21 protein-coding genes are annotated in these 16,857 nt (G+C 47.1%); 19 read left to right on the forward strand and 2 right to left on the reverse strand.

The features are described 5' to 3' along the window. Positions 1–6: 6 nt before the first annotated feature. Positions 7–651, reverse strand: coding sequence for an amino acid ABC transporter permease (locus IJE10_09530; GenBank protein ID MBQ2968345.1), 645 nt, complete (start codon positions 649–651; stop codon positions 7–9). An 88-nt stretch (positions 652–739) separates the two neighbouring features. Next, a complete protein-coding gene (locus IJE10_09535) occupies positions 740–1,516 on the reverse strand; it encodes a transporter substrate-binding domain-containing protein (protein ID MBQ2968346.1) in 777 nt (258 codons plus the stop codon). Positions 1,517–1,639: 123 nt separating this feature from the next. Here IJE10_09535 and IJE10_09540 point away from each other — a divergent pair, with 123 nt between their 5' ends. From IJE10_09540 to eutH, 19 genes are all read left to right on the forward strand, one after another. Continuing rightward, entirely contained in the window at positions 1,640–2,641 is a 1,002-nt protein-coding gene (locus IJE10_09540; protein MBQ2968347.1) for a LacI family DNA-binding transcriptional regulator, read from the forward strand. 102 nt (positions 2,642–2,743) lie between these two features. Continuing rightward, on the forward strand, positions 2,744–4,462 hold the full coding sequence (gene iorA, locus IJE10_09545) for an indolepyruvate ferredoxin oxidoreductase subunit alpha (GenBank protein MBQ2968348.1): 1,719 nt from the start codon (positions 2,744–2,746) through the stop codon (positions 4,460–4,462). A gap of 13 nt (positions 4,463–4,475) precedes the next feature. Next, positions 4,476–5,045 carry an indolepyruvate oxidoreductase subunit beta gene (locus IJE10_09550; GenBank protein MBQ2968349.1) on the forward strand — a complete coding sequence of 190 codons (570 nt, stop codon included), beginning with the start codon at positions 4,476–4,478 and terminating at the stop codon, positions 5,043–5,045. A 98-nt stretch (positions 5,046–5,143) separates the two neighbouring features. Continuing rightward, a complete protein-coding gene (locus IJE10_09555) occupies positions 5,144–5,641 on the forward strand; it encodes a hypothetical protein (protein ID MBQ2968350.1) in 498 nt (165 codons plus the stop codon). Between the two features lie 17 nt (positions 5,642–5,658). Beyond that, positions 5,659–6,717: an iron-containing alcohol dehydrogenase gene (locus IJE10_09560; protein MBQ2968351.1), complete on the forward strand. Its 1,059-nt coding sequence runs from the start codon at positions 5,659–5,661 to the stop codon at positions 6,715–6,717. Next, complete coding sequence (locus IJE10_09565) at positions 6,718–7,062, forward strand: BMC domain-containing protein (GenBank protein ID MBQ2968352.1); 345 nt, start codon at positions 6,718–6,720, stop codon at positions 7,060–7,062. It begins immediately after the preceding gene. Beyond that, positions 7,059–7,490, forward strand: coding sequence for a EutP/PduV family microcompartment system protein (gene eutP / locus IJE10_09570; GenBank protein MBQ2968353.1), 432 nt, complete (start codon positions 7,059–7,061; stop codon positions 7,488–7,490). The genes IJE10_09565 and eutP overlap by 4 nt, the downstream gene beginning before the upstream one ends. Before the next feature lies 1 nt (position 7,491). Continuing rightward, positions 7,492–8,847 (forward strand): ethanolamine ammonia-lyase reactivating factor EutA, encoded by a 1,356-nt coding sequence (locus IJE10_09575; GenBank protein ID MBQ2968354.1) that lies wholly within the window; start codon positions 7,492–7,494, stop codon positions 8,845–8,847. Positions 8,848–8,861: 14 nt separating this feature from the next. Then, the gene (locus tag IJE10_09580) at positions 8,862–10,226 is read left to right on the forward strand and encodes an ethanolamine ammonia-lyase subunit EutB (protein ID MBQ2968355.1); all 1,365 of its coding nucleotides are present in this window, start codon (positions 8,862–8,864) and stop codon (positions 10,224–10,226) included. A gap of 15 nt (positions 10,227–10,241) precedes the next feature. Then, positions 10,242–11,141 (forward strand): ethanolamine ammonia-lyase subunit EutC, encoded by a 900-nt coding sequence (gene eutC / locus IJE10_09585; GenBank protein ID MBQ2968356.1) that lies wholly within the window; start codon positions 10,242–10,244, stop codon positions 11,139–11,141. 8 nt (positions 11,142–11,149) lie between these two features. Then, positions 11,150–11,803 (forward strand): ethanolamine utilization microcompartment protein EutL, encoded by a 654-nt coding sequence (gene eutL / locus IJE10_09590; protein ID MBQ2968357.1) that lies wholly within the window; start codon positions 11,150–11,152, stop codon positions 11,801–11,803. Between the two features lie 3 nt (positions 11,804–11,806). After that, positions 11,807–12,151 (forward strand): BMC domain-containing protein, encoded by a 345-nt coding sequence (locus IJE10_09595; protein ID MBQ2968358.1) that lies wholly within the window; start codon positions 11,807–11,809, stop codon positions 12,149–12,151. After that, the gene (locus IJE10_09600) at positions 12,135–13,568 is read left to right on the forward strand and encodes an acetaldehyde dehydrogenase (acetylating) (GenBank protein ID MBQ2968359.1); all 1,434 of its coding nucleotides are present in this window, start codon (positions 12,135–12,137) and stop codon (positions 13,566–13,568) included. The genes IJE10_09595 and IJE10_09600 overlap by 17 nt, the downstream gene beginning before the upstream one ends. Before the next feature lie 13 nt (positions 13,569–13,581). After that, a complete protein-coding gene (locus IJE10_09605; GenBank protein ID MBQ2968360.1) occupies positions 13,582–13,863 on the forward strand; it encodes a BMC domain-containing protein in 282 nt (93 codons plus the stop codon). A 1-nt stretch (position 13,864) separates the two neighbouring features. Further along, on the forward strand, positions 13,865–14,503 hold the full coding sequence (locus IJE10_09610; protein MBQ2968361.1) for a cobalamin adenosyltransferase: 639 nt from the start codon (positions 13,865–13,867) through the stop codon (positions 14,501–14,503). Positions 14,504–14,508: 5 nt separating this feature from the next. Next, positions 14,509–15,126: a phosphate propanoyltransferase gene (pduL, locus tag IJE10_09615; protein ID MBQ2968362.1), complete on the forward strand. Its 618-nt coding sequence runs from the start codon at positions 14,509–14,511 to the stop codon at positions 15,124–15,126. Then, on the forward strand, positions 15,123–15,590 hold the full coding sequence (locus IJE10_09620; protein ID MBQ2968363.1) for a hypothetical protein: 468 nt from the start codon (positions 15,123–15,125) through the stop codon (positions 15,588–15,590). Before pduL ends, IJE10_09620 begins: the two co-directional genes overlap by 4 nt. Next, complete coding sequence (locus tag IJE10_09625) at positions 15,533–15,763, forward strand: EutN/CcmL family microcompartment protein (GenBank protein MBQ2968364.1); 231 nt, start codon at positions 15,533–15,535, stop codon at positions 15,761–15,763. Before IJE10_09620 ends, IJE10_09625 begins: the two co-directional genes overlap by 58 nt. 13 nt (positions 15,764–15,776) lie before the next feature. Further along, positions 15,777–16,856, forward strand: coding sequence for an ethanolamine utilization protein EutH (gene eutH / locus IJE10_09630; protein MBQ2968365.1), 1,080 nt, complete (start codon positions 15,777–15,779; stop codon positions 16,854–16,856). Position 16,857: the final 1 nt, after the last annotated feature.

Raw genomic sequence — 16,857 nt, forward strand, 5'->3', positions numbered from 1 at the left:
CACCTCTTACTTAAAGTAACTGAGTTTCTTTTCTATGTAGCCGAACAACAAGGTTAAAATGCCGCAGAATGCTAAGTAAAATACGCCTGAATAGAACAACGGCCACAAAATATGCTCGCTGTTCATAAAGCGTTTTGCGTTCCAGGTGATTTCGTAAATCATAATGGTGTTTGCAAGGGATGTATCTTTAACAAGGGTTAAAAACTCGTTGCTCATGGGCGGAATGATGCGTTTAACCACCTGCAACAGAATAACCTTAAAAAACACCTGGGTCTTGGTCATGCCCAACACCTGTCCCGCTTCATACTGCCCTTTCGGAATACCCTCAATACCGCCACGGTAAATTTCCGAAAAATAGCAGGAATAGTTTAACACAAACGCCATCATAACCGCAACGAACGTGTCCATGCCGTCAATTCCCAAAAGCCCGGGACCGAAGCCGAACACCACCAGCTGTAACATCAGGGGCGTACCGCGGATAATCCAGATTAAAATTTTAATAGGCCACTTGATTACCGCAATCTTGCTCATAGAGCCAAAAGCGATTAAAAGGCCTAACGGGATTGCCATAAGCAACGTCAGCCCGAATATTTTCAGTGTCATCATCAAGCCTTCCAGCAGGCTGAGTGTAACTGTTATAAACATTGACATTTCCTGTTCTTCCTTTTGTTTTACTTTTTAAAAAGGCAGAATTGCTTCTGCCTTTTTCAATCACTTACTATTCAAGCTTTCTGTTCAATTACAGAGCAAGGTTCAGGCCGTACTTTTCAGCCAATGCATCCAAAGTGCCGTCAGCCTTAAGCTCGTCGATGATGCCGTCAACCTTAGCAGTCAGGTCGGAATCACTTCTGAAGCCGATACCATATTCTTCAGAGGTCAGTTCTACAGCATAGCCCATATCTTCATAAGAAGTACCGTCAGCTGTCATGGATTTAGCCATGGTAATATCAATTACGCAAGCATCAGCCTGACCGCCTGCAACCGCCAGCAATGCATCAGACTGCAAAGCAACGGGCGCATAGTTTGCATCTAAGCCGTTTTCCTTGATTGCGGTTTCACCTGCAGAGCCTGCTTCAGCCGCAAATTTCAGATCCTTCATGCTTTCAGCATCCTTGTACTGTTCAAGCATATCTTCTTTCATAACAACAACCTGTGCATTCTTAACGTATGCCTTGGATACAGCGCAGTTTTTCTTAACTTCGTCCGAAATGGTCATACCGTTCCAGATGCAGTCGATTTTGTTGGAATCTAAGGTTACAAACTTTGTATCCCAGTTGATTTCAATAAATTCCGCTTCAACACCGAGCTTTTCGCAAACTGCTTCAGCAAATTCGGTATCAAAACCGGTGAGCTTGCCGTCTTCCATGTAGTTCATGGGTTCATAAATGGTGTAACCGATGAGCATTTTGCCGTTTTCTTCAATTCTTGCGGTATCGGTTAATTCTTCATTGCCTCCGCAAGCAACAAGACCCAGCATCATGATTGCTGCCAGAGCCAGTACGAGTAATTTTTTCATAATTTTCAAATCCTTTCTGATTTTAGTCTATTGCCATTTTAGCATATTAGCGGACTAAAGTCAATACCTTTTAAAGATTTTTTTCTTAACGAAAATTTTTCGTGCAGATAAAGGTTGCTTTTCATGCCAAAAAAGTGTATAATCATTGTCGGTGGTGATGAAATGATAACCTTATCCAAAATTGCAAAGCTGGCACACGTTTCGGTTTCAACCGTTTCCAAGGCGTTTTCCATGAGTGCCGAGGTCAGCGAAGAAACCCGTGATGCTGTTTTTGATATTGCAAAGCAGTACGGTGTTTTCAAAAAATATTACAGAGCAAAATATCCAAAGCATATTATTGCGGTTATCTGTCCCGAATTTGAGGGCAGAGACTACTCTACCGCACTGACCGCTCTGCAAAAGTATCTTTCGGCGCACAACTGTGAAATCTGTGTTGCCTCCACCAACTTTTCATCCGAAACCGAAAAAGAGCTTTTGGATTACTACAACAGCTATGCCACGGTAGACGGCATTATTTGTATCGGCTCAAGCGGTGCTGTTTCGTACAGCGGTGAAATTCCCGTCGCCCATATTTGCCACAGCTTAAGCGATGCTGAAATTTCCGTCAATGCCTCTTATGATGACGGATATAAACAAGCAATCGCCCACCTGAAGGAAAGCGGCGTACAAACCATCGGTCTTTTAATTGAACCGCATACCGTATCCACACTCGAAACACTTACAAATCTTTGTCTGGAAACAGGCTATACCGAAAAAGATCTTTTCAAAAGCACCTCCCATGCCCGTTTTAACGAAGGCGGATATGAGGCGATGGAACAGCTTTTTAAAAAGAATCAGATTCCCGAAGCCATCATCTGTGCTTATGATAACATTGCCATCGGTGCCATGCGGTGTATTTTAGACCACGGCTTAAAAATTCCCGAGGACATTTTAGTCATCGGCAAGAACAACAACCTTGAAACCGCCTATTTAAATCCGCCGTTGGCATCTGTGGACACAAACTTAGAGCTTGCCTGCGAAAAAGCTGCAAGCGCATTGCTTGCACACCTCAACGGAAAACCCTACGACAGACACATGACCGTAAAATCGGAATTCATCCTCAGAGAATCCGCAATAAAAAAGTGAGTCGCCTTATTTTTTCTTGCTTTTTATCAAAAAAACTTTACATTAGTCTTTTTTTGTAGTATAATATAGATTAAATTCTAAAAAGAACAGGAGTTTTCGTTCATGAAAAAAATGATGTTAGGTAACGAAGCAATCGCACGCGGGCTTTATGAAAGCGGCGTAAAGGTTGTTTCCTCATATCCCGGCACCCCCAGTACCGAAATCACCGAATTTGTTGCCAAATACGATGAAGTGTACGCAGAATGGGCGCCCAATGAAAAGGTTGCGGCAGAAGTTGCAATCGGTTCGGCTATCGCAGGTGCGCGCTCTGCTGCCTGCATGAAGCATGTTGGCTTTAACGTTGCGGCAGACCCTGCATTTACCGCATCCTACACCGGCACAAACGCAGGCTTGGTGTTCTTTGTGGCGGATGACCCGGGACTGCATTCCAGCCAGAACGAGCAGGACACACGCCGGCTTGCCATCGGTGCAAAGATTCCGGTTTTAGAACCCTCTGACAGCACCGAATGTAAAGAATTCACAAAACTTGCCTTTGAGCTTTCCGAGAAATTTGACACCCCCATTATTCTCCGTCTTTCCACCCGTGTGGCGCACTCCCAGAGCCTGGTTGAGCTGTGTGACAGAGAAGAGCTTTCAAACAAGCCCTATAACAAAGACCCCATGAAGTATGTTATGATGCCCGGTATGGCAAAGGTACGTCATACATATGTGGAAAAGCGCTTGAAGGATATGGCAGAATATGCAAAAACTGCATCCTTTAACCGTGTGGAAGAGGGCGATCCGGAAATGGGTATCATCGCTTCGGGTATTGCGTATGAATATGCAAAAGAAGCAATCCCCTCCGCTTCCTTCTTAAAGCTTGGCTTAACCTATCCCCTTTGCGCAGAGCAAATCAAAGCCTTTGCCGCATCGGTTAAAAAGGTATATGTAATAGAAGAATTAGAACCCGTTACCGAAGAATTCTGCAAAGAAAACGGCATTGAAGTGATTGGTAAGGACATTTTGAGTGTGGAAGGCGAATACAGCACCGAGCTGATTAAAAAAGCAATCCTTGGCATAGACGACACCGTTTACACCCAGGACGAACAGCTTCCCAACCGTCCGCCCATCATGTGCCCGGGTTGCCCCCACAGAGGTGCGCATTATGTGCTTAAAAAGCTAGGCGTTACCGTTACCGGTGACATTGGTTGCTACACCTTAGGTGCGCTTCCGCCCATGCAGAGCATGGACACCTGTATTTGTATGGGTGCAAGTGTCAGCATGGTACACGGCTTTGGCTTGGCTGACGAATCCTTTAAAAACAAGACGGTCGGCATCATCGGTGACTCTACCTTTATTCACAGCGGTATCACCGGATTGATTAACATGATTTACAACAAGGGTGCAGGTACTGTGATTATCTTAGATAACTCCATCACAGGTATGACCGGTCACCAGCAGAACCCCACCACCGGCTACACCTTAAAGGGCGAGCCTACCAACATGATTAACTTGGAAAAGCTTTGTGAAGCCCTCGGCATCAACCGCGTTCGTGTGGAAGATCCCTTTGACTTAGTCGGCTTTGAAAAGGCTGTTAAAGAAGAAATTGCGGCAGATGAACCGTCTGTTATTATTTCCAGACGTCCCTGTGCATTGCTTAAAGAAGTTAAATTCCCCGGTCCCATTGCAATTGATCCCGCAAAATGCGTAAACTGCAAGATGTGTATGAAGATTGGTTGCCCGGCTATCGTATTAAAGGACGGCAAGCCCAGCATCGACAGCACCCTTTGCAACGGCTGCGGACTTTGCACCAGAGTATGTAAGCCCGGTGCGATTGGATAAGGAGGCGTTTAAAATGACAAAAAATATTATTATTGTTGGTGTAGGCGGTCAGGGCACCTTGCTTGCAAGCCGTATCTTAGGTGCTGCCGCAACCATTAAGGGGTATGACGTAAAGGTGTCCGAGGTGCATGGTATGGCACAGCGTGGCGGCAGTGTTATTACCTATGTAAAATACGGTGAAAAGGTACACTCGCCCATCGTGGCACAGGGCACTGCAGATATTATCTTGGCATTCGAAATGTTGGAAGGCTTCCGTTATCTGCCCTATCTTAAAAAGGACGGCGTGCTTATTGTAAACCGCCAGACCATCGACCCCATGCCGGTTATTACGGGCGCAATGGAATATCCGAAGGATATTTTAGAAAAAATTCAGGAAAAGAACATTAAGATTATTTGCGTAGATGCACTCGCTAAAGCATTGGAAGCGGGCAACGCAAAGGCTGTAAACGTGGCACTCATCGGCTCGCTCGCAGCCTCCTCGCCCATTGAAAAGGACGTTTTCATTGAAGCTTTGGAACAAACCGTTCCGCCTAAGTTCTTAGATTTAAATAAAAAAGCCTTTGAGCTTGGCTACAACGGCTAATTCATAAACCATTCAGTCTGCTGAAACAAAATGTTTCAGCAGGCTTTTTTTATGCATATTTTTCTAAAAGTGGGCTAAACTACTCGCAGGTGAAAACAATGAAATCCAAAAATCCACGCATTCTGTACCTGTCTTTTCTCCTGCTCTGTCTGCTGGTTTGTGGCATATTTTTAGCAAGGACAGTTGTACAATTTAAGAATCAAAGTGCAAAGCTTTTGGCAGAACGAAAGCCCTACACCTTTGAATTTAACACCCTTTATTCCCTTTGCGGACATACCGACACCCATACTTACCCGAACAAGCAGGCAGTTACCGACCTTACAGAGGTTAAAAATCACTTTCCCGACTGGCGCGTAAGTCAGGGAACAGATAAAATCATATTAAACCGAACGGTTAAAAGCTACTGCAATCTGCACTATTTTGCCGTTTTATCGGAGGACACCATTCGCATCACCTATCGGGACGGCACCTTAAAAGAAGAAATTGACGCCCGTTCCCTTTCCCTTTCCGAGGAAGAAACAGCATGGCTGAAAAACGGTGTCTATTTAGACGGCAAAGAAGCACTAAACGCATTTATCGAAGACTTTAACAGCTAAAGGAGATTGATCAAATCATGCATTTTTCTGTTCCTACCTCCATTCACTTCGGCAACAAATCAGAAACCGCGCTTCAAAGCTACGAAAATCCTTTCGTGGTGGCAGATGCTTTTTTTAAAGACACACCCATGTTAAATGCATTACTGCAAAACTTTAAAAGCTACACGCTGTTTACCGATTTTACCCCCGACCCTACTTTGGAATCGGTGGCAAAGGGTGTACACGCATTTCAGAACGCAAATTGTAAAAGCTTGCTCGCAATCGGCGGCGGTTCTGCCATTGACACCGCCAAAGCCATTTTGTTTTTTTCCGAATCGGATGCAAAGCTTGCAGTCATTCCCACCACCAGCGGTACAGGCTCTGAAGTGACCGCCTTTTCGGTGGTTACCGACACAAACACACGCACCAAATACCCTTTAATTTCCGACCGCATGCTTCCCCATACCGCCATTTTGGATTTTGATTTTATTCGCTCTCTCCCCCCTGCCATCACCGCAGACACGGGTGCAGATGCCCTTTGTCACGCTTTGGAAAGCTATGTTTCTTTAAATCACAATCCCTTTTCGGACGCGTTGGCAGAAAAGGCTGTTTTAATGATTATGCAGTCCCTTTTTAAGGCGTTTAACGGTGACCAAGAAGCGAAAGAAGCCATGCACTATGCCTCCACCATGGCAGGCATTGCCTTTAACAGCGCAGGCCTCGGGCTTTGTCACGGGCTTGCCCACGCCTTAGGCGCCCGTTTTAAAATTCCTCACGGCAGAGCCAATGCCCTTTTAATCCTGCCCACCATTGCCTTTAACACCCGGGACGCAAAAACCGAGGCAAGGTATGCAACCCTTTCCCGCCTTTTGGGCAACGAGGGCGGTCAGGCAATCCTGGTCCGAAAGCTGATTGCAGACATCCGCCGACTGTTTTTAAAAATCGGCATTCCTCAGCATCTTGACATAGACAAAACCGCCTTTGAAAAAGAGCAAAACACCATTGCATCGGCAGTTTTGCAGGATGCCTGTACTCAATCCAATCCGCACCCCGTAACCGAACGGGACATCTTAAATCTTTACATGGAAGTGATGTAAATGGAAGACAAGCAAAGAATCATTCAGGAATTTGTACCCGGCAAGCAAATCACTCTTGCCCACCTGATTGCAAGCCCCACAGACGAAATTTTTCAAAAGCTGGGCTTGGATGCAGACAGCTTTAATGCCATCGGTGTTTTAACCATCACCCCATCTGAGGGCGCAATCATCGCTGCAGATGTTGCCACCAAAGCATCAGACGTACACATCGGCTTTATTGACCGCTTTAACGGTGCACTGGTTTTAACGGGAGATGTCAGTTCGGTGGAATCGGCACTTAACGATATTATGTCTGTCATGGAAAATCAGATGGCATTCACCCCTGCCCGTATTACCCGCACATGAAGAAAATTATTTTTATGGGCAAAAGCCAAAGCGGAAAGACAACCCTTTGCCAAAAGCTGCATAAACTCGCAGTACAATATCGCAAAACCCAGGCAATCGAGCAATACGCAAACGCCATTGACACCCCCGGAGAATATCTGGAAAACCGCCACTATTATTCGGCACTCATTGTGTCTGCGGCAGATGCAAAGGTGATTGCGGTGGTTGCAGACCCCTTAGCCCCCGAAAACTACATTCCGCCTGCCTTTGCCATGACCTTTTCCCGTCCCGTAATCGGCATTGTCACAAAGATTGGCGTGGCAACTAAACTGCAGATTCAAAAAGCGGAAACTGCCTTGAAAAACGGTGGTATTACAAAAATTTTTAAGCTGGACAGCATAGAAGAAATCGGCTTAATCCCCTTATTTTCTTACTTAGAGGAGGTGTAGCATGGAAGAAAGCTTGCTTAGTGTGGGAGTGGATTTAGGCACCAGCACCACCCAGATTATTTTTTCGCGTCTGCACCTTAAAAACAAGGCAAGCGGCGCAAATGTACCGCGCATGGAGATTGTGCAAAAGGAAATCCTTTATAAAAGCGATATCCATTTTACGCCCCTTTTATCCCCCACAACCATAGATACTGAAAAAGTGCTTAACATCTTAAAAGCCGAGTACCAAAAAGCAGGCTTTTTACCTGCAGATACCGACACAGGTGCAGTGATTATCACCGGTGAAACGGCACGCAAAGAAAATGCCTCCGCCGTTTTAAATATACTTTCTGAATTTTCAGGCGACTTTGTGGTAGCAACCGCAGGCGCGGATTTAGAAAGCATTCTCTCTGCCAAAGGCGCAGGCATTGATGCTTTGTCCAAGGAACACCGTCTTTTTATCGCTAACGCAGACATCGGTGGCGGTACCACAAACATCGCGGTATATAAAAACGGCGTTTTGCAGAACACTGCCTGCTATGACATTGGCGGAAGGCTCATCCGCTACGACCAAAACCGCACGGTTACCTACATTGCACCCAAGCTCAAGGAAATCATACGTCAGGAAAACCTTTCTTTAAAAGAAGGAGTTCCCTTAAACATGACAGACCTTTCCAAACTGCTCGACCTGATTGTTTCCGCCCTGGAAAATGCCTTTGGCATAAAGCAAAGTAAATATCATGACCTGCTTGTCACCCACAAAGGGTTAACCGCTCCGGATAAACTTACGCATATTTCTTTTTCGGGCGGTGTGGCAGAGGGCATTTACAACCACCTTGAAAATCCCTTTGCCTTTGGAGATATTGGCGTATTTTTGGCAGAAAAAATCAAAAATTCTGCCCTTTTTCCCCGATATACCTTGCAAAAAGGTACAGAAACCATTCGGGCAACGGTAGTGGGTGCAGGCAGTCATGCCGTTTCCTTAAGCGGAAGTACCGTCTTTTTTGACCCAAAAGTACTCCCTCTTAAAAACCTGCCCGTCACCATCCTTTCTTCTAAAACCCTGCCCGAAAGAACAGAGGACACAATGACTCTTTTTTCGGTTCGGGATGTGGAGGATTTAAGCTTTGCAGGACTGAGTAGCCTGGCAGACCATCTGCAGAAAATCCTGCACCCTGCCCTAAACCCTGTTGTTTTGAATTTTGAAAAAGACATCGGCAAAACCTTAGGCTACATGTTAAAAAGCCGAATGCCCGATAAAACAATTCTCAGCATGGACAGCTTAAAAGTCTCGGAAAGTGACTATGTAGATATCGGTAAACCCGCCCCCGGAGGCTCTGTGCTGCCGGTGGTCATCAAAACATTACTTTTTCAATAAAAGGAGAGAACCAAATGCTTTTAAAAACCGTACTGTTTGGCGAAACCTACGCCTTTAAAGATGTTAAGGAAGTGTTAGCCAAAGCCAACGAAGAAAAATCAGGGGATATTTTAGCGGGTCTTGCCGCCAAAAGCGCTGAAGAGCGGGTTGCAGCAAAAATTGTTTTAAGCAACTTAACCTTAAGGGATCTGCGGAACAACCCCGTCGTCCCCTATGAATTGGATGAGGTCACCCGTATCATTCAGGATGATTTAAACATCCCCATTTACAACGCCATTCAAAACTGGACGGTCGCCGAGCTTCGGGAGTGGATTTTAAGTGAAAGCACCACCGAAGCAGACATCAAAAAGGTGTCCCGGGGCTTAACCTCTGAAATGGTGGCAGCGGTAACCAAGCTGATGAGCAATTTAGATTTGGTGTATGCCGCCTCCAAAATCCGCATCACCGCCCATTGCAACACCACCATCGGAAAGCGTGGCACCCTCTCCTGCCGACTTCAACCCAACCACCCCACCGATAACCCCGACGGTATTATGGCATCGGTTTTAGAGGGGTTAAGCTACGGTGCAGGGGATGCGCTGATTGGTTTAAATCCCGTGGACGATTCTGTACAAAGCGTGTCCGAGGTGTTAAAGCGGTTTGACGACATTAAAAACCGCCTTGCCATTCCCACCCAGATTTGTGTGCTCGCCCATGTAACCACCCAAATGGAAGCCATTCGGCAGGGCGCACCCACCGACCTGATTTTCCAGTCCATTGCAGGTAGTGAAAAAGGAAACTCCGCATTCGGCTTTAACGCCAAAACCATAGAAGAGGCGCGTCAATTAGCGCTTTCCCACGGCACAGCTGAAGGACCGAATGTCATGTATTTTGAAACAGGTCAGGGCTCGGAGCTTTCCTCCGAAGCACACCACGATGCCGACCAGGTGACCATGGAGGCGCGTTGCTATGGCTTTGCCAAGCATTTTTCGCCTTTTTTGGTCAACACAGTGGTGGGCTTTATCGGACCTGAGTACCTTTATGACGGCAGACAGGTCAACCGTGCAGGTCTTGAGGACCATTTTATGGGCAAGCTCACCGGCATCTCCATGGGCTGCGATGCCTGCTATACCAACCACATGAAGGCAGACCAGAATACAATAGAGGACTTGTCCGTTCTTTTAACCGCTGCAGGCTGTAACTATTTCATGGGCATTCCCCACGGGGATGACGTAATGCTCAATTACCAGACCACAGGCTTCCACGAAACCGCGGCATTGCGCGAAATTTTCGGTTTAAAGGCAATCGAACCGTTTCATAACTGGTTGCTTAAACACGAATTTATAACCCCCAACGGCAAGCTCACCGCAAAAGCAGGTGACGCTTCTGCCTTATTGTAAGAAAGAGGTGAACTTATGCAGGAAACAGAGCTTAAAGCATTGGTAGAAGAAATGGTACGCAAAATGACCAATCCCAACCACCATGACAGCTTAACGGTAGAAAAAAGTGTGGTGCACACCACCGACCCGACCACCAACCCCTCGGTGGTGGAGGACGGAATACTTCCCGACATTTCAAAGATAGATTTAAAAACGCAATATTTAGTAGACAACCCAAAAGACAAAGAGGCATTTATGGAATTTAAGTCCAAAACCCCTGCCCGTATCGGCATCGGCAAAGCTGGCGCGCGGTATAAGACCGAAACCATGCTTCGGGTGCGTGCAGACCATGCGGCAGCGCAGGATTCGGTGTTTTCGGATGTATCAGAGGATTTTGTAAAGGCGCAAAACTATGTGGCAGTACAAACCCTTTGTGAAAGCAAAGACGAATATATCACCCGTCCCGACAAGGGCAGACGGTTTTCGGGCAATCAGTTAGACATTATCCGAAAAACCATTCCAAACGGCACAAAGGTTGCCATTGTCATCGGTGACGGTTTGTCCTCTGCCGCGATTGAAGCCAACGCCAAAGAAACCGTTCCTGCCATCCGTCAGGTTTTAAGCGCCCACGGTATGACCATCGGCGACATTTTGTTTGTAAAATACTGTCGGGTAGGTGCAATGGATGCCATCGGTGAGGTTACGGGCTGTGAAGTAATTTGTCTGCTTGTGGGAGAACGTCCCGGTCTGGTTACTGCCGAATCCATGTCCGCCTATGTTGCCTACAAGCCCTGTCACGGGCTTTCAGAATCCAAGCGCACCGTGATTTCCAACATCCACAAAGGCGGTACACCACCCGTAGAAGCAGGCGCGCATATTGGTGAACTGATTTTAAAAATGCTGGAGAAAAAAGCTTCAGGCATTGATTTAAAGTGAGGTAAGCCATGAAAAACGATAAATTATACCCCACCGTTCTGTCGGTTAAAATCATTTCCAATGTGAATCCCGATTTGTTGCAGAATTTAAATATCCCTGCAGACCACCGAAGCATCGGTATTTTAACCTGCGACATGGATGACCCCACCTATGTGGCTCTGGATGCCGCCACAAAAGCGGCAGAGGTGCAGGTGGTGTATGCAAAATCCATGTACGCAGGCTCGGCAAACGCCTCTACAAAGCTTCAGGGCGAGGTTATCGGGATTTTAAGCGGTAAAACGCCCGATGCGGTAAAAAGCGGTATGGACGCCGCCCTTACCCACTTAAAGCAGGACGTTTATTTTGTAAGCGCAAATGAAGAAGATTCCATTCCCTACTTTGCCCACACCATATCCCGTACGGGAAGCTATCTGTCTAAAGTAGCAGGCATAAAAGAGGGCGAGCCGCTTGCCTACCTCATTGCACCGCCGTTAGAAGCAATCTACGGTTTAGATGCCGCCCTGAAAGCGGCAGATGTCAAACTGGTTGCCTTTTACGGACCGCCCTCTGAGACCAACTTCGGCGGAGGCCTTTTAACCGGCACCCAATCGGCATGCAAAGCAGCGGCAACCGCCTTTGCGGATGCCGTTACGCAAATCGCGATTACCCCAAAGGAGATGTAAACTATGAATGCATTAGGCTTAATTGAAGTCATCGGATACCCTTGCGCAATCGATGCGGCAGATGCCGCCGCAAAATCCGCAAGCGTTAAAATACTCGGCATCAGCAAAATCGGAAGCGGTATGCTCACCGTCCAGCTTTCAGGCGATGTGGGTGCGGTGCAGTCTGCCGTTTCCGCAGGTGCGCTTTCGGCACAAAAGGTGGGAAAAGTACTGTATACCCATGTAATCCCCAGAGCAGACAGCCAGCTGACCGAAAAGAACATTGTTCCGTCTCACGAGGCTGTAAAGCAACCTGCAAAGCCTGCTGTAAAGGGAAAGGAGGAGCAAGGTGATCAACGTAAAGGATAAGGATTTAATGTCGGTGCAGGAGGCACGCGAGCTTTTAAAAAATGCCAAATGTGCGCACGATACGCTGTCCTCTTTTTCGCAGGAGCAGTTAAACACCATTATAAAAGCCGTTTCCGAGGCAGGCATGCAATACAAAGCCCACCTTGCCAAAATGGCAGTAGAGGAAACGGGCTTTGGCAACGCAAAGGACAAGGAACTTAAAAACCAATTTGCGGCGCAGGATATTTATAATGCCATCAAAGACACCCCTGCCGTCGGCATTTTGCGGGATGACACCCAAAACAAGGTTTTGGATATTGGTGTCAGTGTAGGGGTAATTTGCGGTATTGTACCGTCGACAAACCCCACCTCCACCGTCATTTTCAAAACACTGATTGCGTTAAAGAGCGGAAACTGCATTGTTTTTTCACCCCATCCGGGTGCTAAAAACTGCATTTTGGAAACGGTAAAAATCCTATCGCAGGCGGCAGAAGATGCAGGCTGTCCAAAGGGTGCGGTCTCCTGCCTTTCCATCCCCACTCCGGCAGGCACAAACGAGCTGATGACCCACAAAACCACCGCGCTGATTTTAGCCACCGGCGGACCGGGCATGGTGCGGTCTGCCTACTCCTCGGGTAAACCTGCCATCGGCGTGGGTGCAGGCAACGGACCTGCCTTTATCGACAAAAGCGCCGATATTAAAACAGCAATAAAGCGGATTTTTACCTCCAAAACCTTTGACAACGGCACCATTTGTGCGTCCGAGCAGTCTATCATCATTGAAAAAAGCATTCAATCGCAAGTAGAAGCGGAAATTTCAGCACAAGGCGGTTATATTTTAAACGAATCCGAAAAAGAAAAGCTAAGTGGATTTATTTTACGCCCCAACGGAAGTATGAATCCTGCAATTGTGGGTAAAACAGCATTGGAGATTGCACGACTTTCGGGGCTAAGTGTGCCTGAAAACACCGCTGTGCTTCTGGCGCGGGAAACCAAAGTAGGCTTTGGTGTACCCTTTTCCCAGGAAAAGCTTGCACCTGTCTTAGGCTTTTATGTGGAAAACTCTGTAGAGGACATTCAAAAAAAGGTTATCGAAATCTTAAAATTTGAGGGTGCAGGACACACCTTTGCCATTCACGCAGAAAACAAAGAACTGATTCGGCAATTTGCCCTGTCTGTCCCCGTTTCCCGTATTCTGGTCAACACCCCTGCCGCTTTGGGCGGTATCGGCAAAACCACCAATCTGTTTCCGTCTCTTACCTTAGGATGCGGTGCGGTGGGCGGAAGCTCTTCTTCCAACAACATCGGGCCTTTGGACATTATAAACATCCGTCGCGTGGCATACGGCGTGCGGGAAGCAGAAAACCCCTCTTCCCTTTCCGAAAATCAAATGATCGAAACCGTTATCCGTCAGGTAATGGAAAAACTCATGCAATAAAGGAGAAACTGTTATGGCAAACACAAATTCATTGGGTATGATTGAAACAAAAGGCTTAATTGGCGCAATTGAGGCGGCAGATGCTATGGTCAAGGCAGCAAATGTACTTTTAGTGGGCAAAGAGCAAATCGGCTCGGGGCTGGTTACCGTTATGGTGCGCGGTGATGTAGGCGCAGTAAAAGCCGCAACCGATGCAGGTGCCGCGGCGGCTGAACGGGTTGGCGAGCTGATTTCGGTGCACGTCATCCCACGTCCGCACACAGAGGTAGACGCCATCCTGCCCCACGGTAACTGATATGCGCGTAATTACAGAGCAATGGCTAAAAGAACAGGGCAACCTCGAAAAAAACTTTACCGTTCCGTCCAACTGCATCCTGACTCCCTCTGCCAAAGAATTTCTTGAACAAAACGGCACAAACGTACTTTTAAACCAAAAGGACGAATCCACAACCCATTTAAACGCTGAAACGCTGGTTCCAAAAACCCATCCGCGCATCGCTCTGCGCGGTGAAAACGATGCATTGCAGGCACAAATCATCTATACGCAACTCATTCTGCAAAAAACAGGTTTTACGCGTTTAGCAGAGGATTTGGACGAAGTGATGCGCTTTTTGCAGTTACTCATCCGTCACGAGGTGAAGGATGAACCGCTTAGAAACTGGACTTTACTGAATCTTTCGCCTGCCGAAATACGGGAGCATTCGCACCATCCGAGCAAGCATTACGGGCAAAAGCATTTTATTCCCGACCGCAGTCAAGGGGAAACAGTTGCCCTTTTAAACATCCTGCGCACCAGGGTACGGCAAACCGAATTAAAGGCACTTTCTGCCTTTCCAAACGGTGAACGGGAGGATTTGATTACCGCCTATAACCGTCTTTCTTCGGTATTTTTTATTTTAATGATTCGGGTAAAGGCAGGCCACTATAAGGAGTGAACCAAATGGAACCTAACATCAACACACTTGTTTCGGTTATTAAGGCGCAGTTTCTGCTCAAAACCGAGGCATCGGGACGGCATATACATCTTTCCAAAACAGATGCCGAGTATCTGTTTGGTAAGGATTATCGGTTTTCCTATATCAAGGAGCTGTCACAGCCGGGACAGTTTGCCTGCACCGAACGGGTCACTTTAAAAACCCCAAAAGGTGAACTGAAAAATGTCGCCATCCTGATGCCTTTCCGCAACCGCACGCAGGTGGAAATTTCCATGACCGATGCAAAGCTTTTAGGCCTGAATCCACCCGTGCGTTTAAGCGGTGATATTGCCGATTCTCCCGGGCTTACCCTTTGTGTAAACGGCAAAGAACTAACCATTCCCGAGGGGGTCATTGTGGCAAAACGGCACATTCACTTAACGCCCGAAACCGCAAACCGTCTACATGTTTCGGACAACGAAGCGGTACGCCTGAAAGTGTTCGGCTCGCGTCCCTTGCTTTTTGACGATACGGTGGTGCGTATAAGCAACGATTTTGCTGACCGGGTACATCTGGATTTTGACGAAGCCAATGCCTGCGGTTTGCATCCGGAAAGCTGTGCGGTTATTGTAAAAAAACTATGATTCAGAAAATCCTGGACATTTTATCTCTTCCCAAAACCTTAGTTGTCGGGGCGCAGACGCGTACTTTTAACCCGTACACGCTGTTTTTACCCTTTCGGGAGGGAATGGATTATATGTATATTTTAATCACGCACCTTTCACCCTTTGAAAAACGGCGGATTGAATTGCAAGTGCCCTTTTCGCCGCAGGAAGAGCTGGTTGCCACATGGCTTATAAAAGGCAAGCCGGTATATGCCTTAGAGCAAGTGGCACTTTCGGGCGCAATTCCCATCCCCGACTGCACCACAAAGCTGATTACCGCTGAAAAAGCAAGGCTGTACCCCTTTAAAAAAATGTTTGTCCCCAAGGGCACGTGCATCACCCATGCCGCCCGGGAAGAATCCATAGAATTTGAGGAATTTAATGTATGCGAACGGGAAAAGTATGCGGAAGTATTTGGGCAACTAAGAAACACGAACAGCTAAACGGTGCTAAATTTTTAGAGGTGGAATTAAGTGACGGCACAACCGTCATCGCTACCGACACCATCGGTGCAGGCATAGGAGACACGGTGCTTTTAACCTTTGGCAGACCTGCCTCGGATTTAAGCCCGTTTCCCACCGATATCGCCGTTTGCGGTATTGTAGATAAAACATAAGGGAGGTTTTCCTTTGAGTATCAACGAAATCATTATTTATATCATGGCTTTGTTTATGGCAATCGGTGCGATAGACCGCATTTTCGGAAACAAACTGGGTCTTGGCGCGCAGTTTGAAGAGGGCATTACCGCCATCGGCGCCCTTGCTCTTTCCATGGTGGGGATTATCACCCTCGCCCCGGTCATTGCAAAGGTGTTAGAGCCGGTTATTGTACCTGTCTTTGATATTTTCGGTGCAGACCCTGCCATGTTTGCAGGCTCTGTGCTTGCCAACGACATGGGCGGTGCGCCTTTAGCCGTTGAGCTTGCCCGCACCCCCGAGGCAGCACAGTTTGGCGGTCTAATTGTAGGGGCAATGCTTGGACCTACCATTGTGTTTACCATTCCGATTGCTTTAGGGCTTGTGGAAAGCAAAGACCGTAAATTCTTAGCAAAAGGGGTGCTTGCAGGGGTTATCACCATCCCCGTCGGTTCGTTTGTCGGCGGACTTGTTGCAGGGTTCCCTGTTATGATGATAATCAGGAACCTCATTCCAATTGTACTGTTTGCCCTTCTGATTGCCTTAGGACTCTGGAAACTGGAACGATTTATGATTAAAGGTTTCTCGGTTTTCGGCAGGTTTGTGGTCATCGTCATCACCATTGGTCTTGCGGCAGGCATCATCGAATCCCTTACGGGTATTGTCCTGATTAAAGGCTTAAATCCGCTGTCCGAGGGCTTTGAAATTGTGGCAGACATTGCCATTGTTTTAGCAGGTGCCTTTCCCTTGGTTTACGCCATTACAAAAATTTTCCGCAAACCGCTTCTCGGCTTGGGAAAACTTTTAAAAATGAATGATGTGGCGGCTGCAGGCATGGTTGCAAGTCTTGCCAACAGCATTCCGATGTTTAACATGGTTAAAGACATGGACAACCGCGGTAAGGTTTTAAATTTCGCCTTTGCCACCTCTGCCGCCTTTGTGTTCGGGGACCATTTAGGCTTTACCGCAGGGTTTGATTCTACCATGATTACCCCCATGATTGTGGGCAAGCTCGTGGCAGGGATTACCGCTGTGCTTCTCGCCCATTTCATGACCCGAAAGGAGAATGCGTAAT

The sequence above is a fragment of the Clostridia bacterium genome (assembly GCA_017410375.1).
Classification (GTDB): Bacteria; Bacillota; Clostridia; order RGIG6154; family RGIG6154; genus RGIG6154.

Excerpts from the sequence above, each read along its gene's own strand:
- IJE10_09620 (MBQ2968363.1), top strand. The coding sequence starts at position 15,123 with ATGATTCAGAAAATCCTGGACATTTTATCTCTTCCCAAAACCTTAGTT.
- IJE10_09555 (MBQ2968350.1), top strand. The coding sequence starts at position 5,144 with ATGAAATCCAAAAATCCACGCATTCTGTACCTGTCTTTTCTCCTGCTC.
- iorA (MBQ2968348.1), top strand. The coding sequence starts at position 2,744 with ATGAAAAAAATGATGTTAGGTAACGAAGCAATCGCACGCGGGCTTTAT.
- IJE10_09560 (MBQ2968351.1), top strand. The coding sequence starts at position 5,659 with ATGCATTTTTCTGTTCCTACCTCCATTCACTTCGGCAACAAATCAGAA.
- IJE10_09625 (MBQ2968364.1), top strand. The coding sequence starts at position 15,533 with ATGCGAACGGGAAAAGTATGCGGAAGTATTTGGGCAACTAAGAAACAC.
- eutC (MBQ2968356.1), top strand. The coding sequence starts at position 10,242 with ATGCAGGAAACAGAGCTTAAAGCATTGGTAGAAGAAATGGTACGCAAA.
- eutP (MBQ2968353.1), top strand. The coding sequence starts at position 7,059 with ATGAAGAAAATTATTTTTATGGGCAAAAGCCAAAGCGGAAAGACAACC.
- IJE10_09550 (MBQ2968349.1), top strand. The coding sequence starts at position 4,476 with ATGACAAAAAATATTATTATTGTTGGTGTAGGCGGTCAGGGCACCTTG.
- IJE10_09610 (MBQ2968361.1), top strand. The coding sequence starts at position 13,865 with ATGCGCGTAATTACAGAGCAATGGCTAAAAGAACAGGGCAACCTCGAA.
- IJE10_09575 (MBQ2968354.1), top strand. The coding sequence starts at position 7,492 with ATGGAAGAAAGCTTGCTTAGTGTGGGAGTGGATTTAGGCACCAGCACC.
- IJE10_09595 (MBQ2968358.1), top strand. The coding sequence starts at position 11,807 with ATGAATGCATTAGGCTTAATTGAAGTCATCGGATACCCTTGCGCAATC.
- IJE10_09540 (MBQ2968347.1), top strand. The coding sequence starts at position 1,640 with ATGCCAAAAAAGTGTATAATCATTGTCGGTGGTGATGAAATGATAACC.
- IJE10_09535 (MBQ2968346.1), bottom strand. The coding sequence starts at position 1,516 with ATGAAAAAATTACTCGTACTGGCTCTGGCAGCAATCATGATGCTGGGT.
- IJE10_09605 (MBQ2968360.1), top strand. The coding sequence starts at position 13,582 with ATGGCAAACACAAATTCATTGGGTATGATTGAAACAAAAGGCTTAATT.
- IJE10_09580 (MBQ2968355.1), top strand. The coding sequence starts at position 8,862 with ATGCTTTTAAAAACCGTACTGTTTGGCGAAACCTACGCCTTTAAAGAT.
- pduL (MBQ2968362.1), top strand. The coding sequence starts at position 14,509 with ATGGAACCTAACATCAACACACTTGTTTCGGTTATTAAGGCGCAGTTT.
- IJE10_09530 (MBQ2968345.1), bottom strand. The coding sequence starts at position 651 with ATGTCAATGTTTATAACAGTTACACTCAGCCTGCTGGAAGGCTTGATG.
- eutL (MBQ2968357.1), top strand. The coding sequence starts at position 11,150 with ATGAAAAACGATAAATTATACCCCACCGTTCTGTCGGTTAAAATCATT.
- IJE10_09565 (MBQ2968352.1), top strand. The coding sequence starts at position 6,718 with ATGGAAGACAAGCAAAGAATCATTCAGGAATTTGTACCCGGCAAGCAA.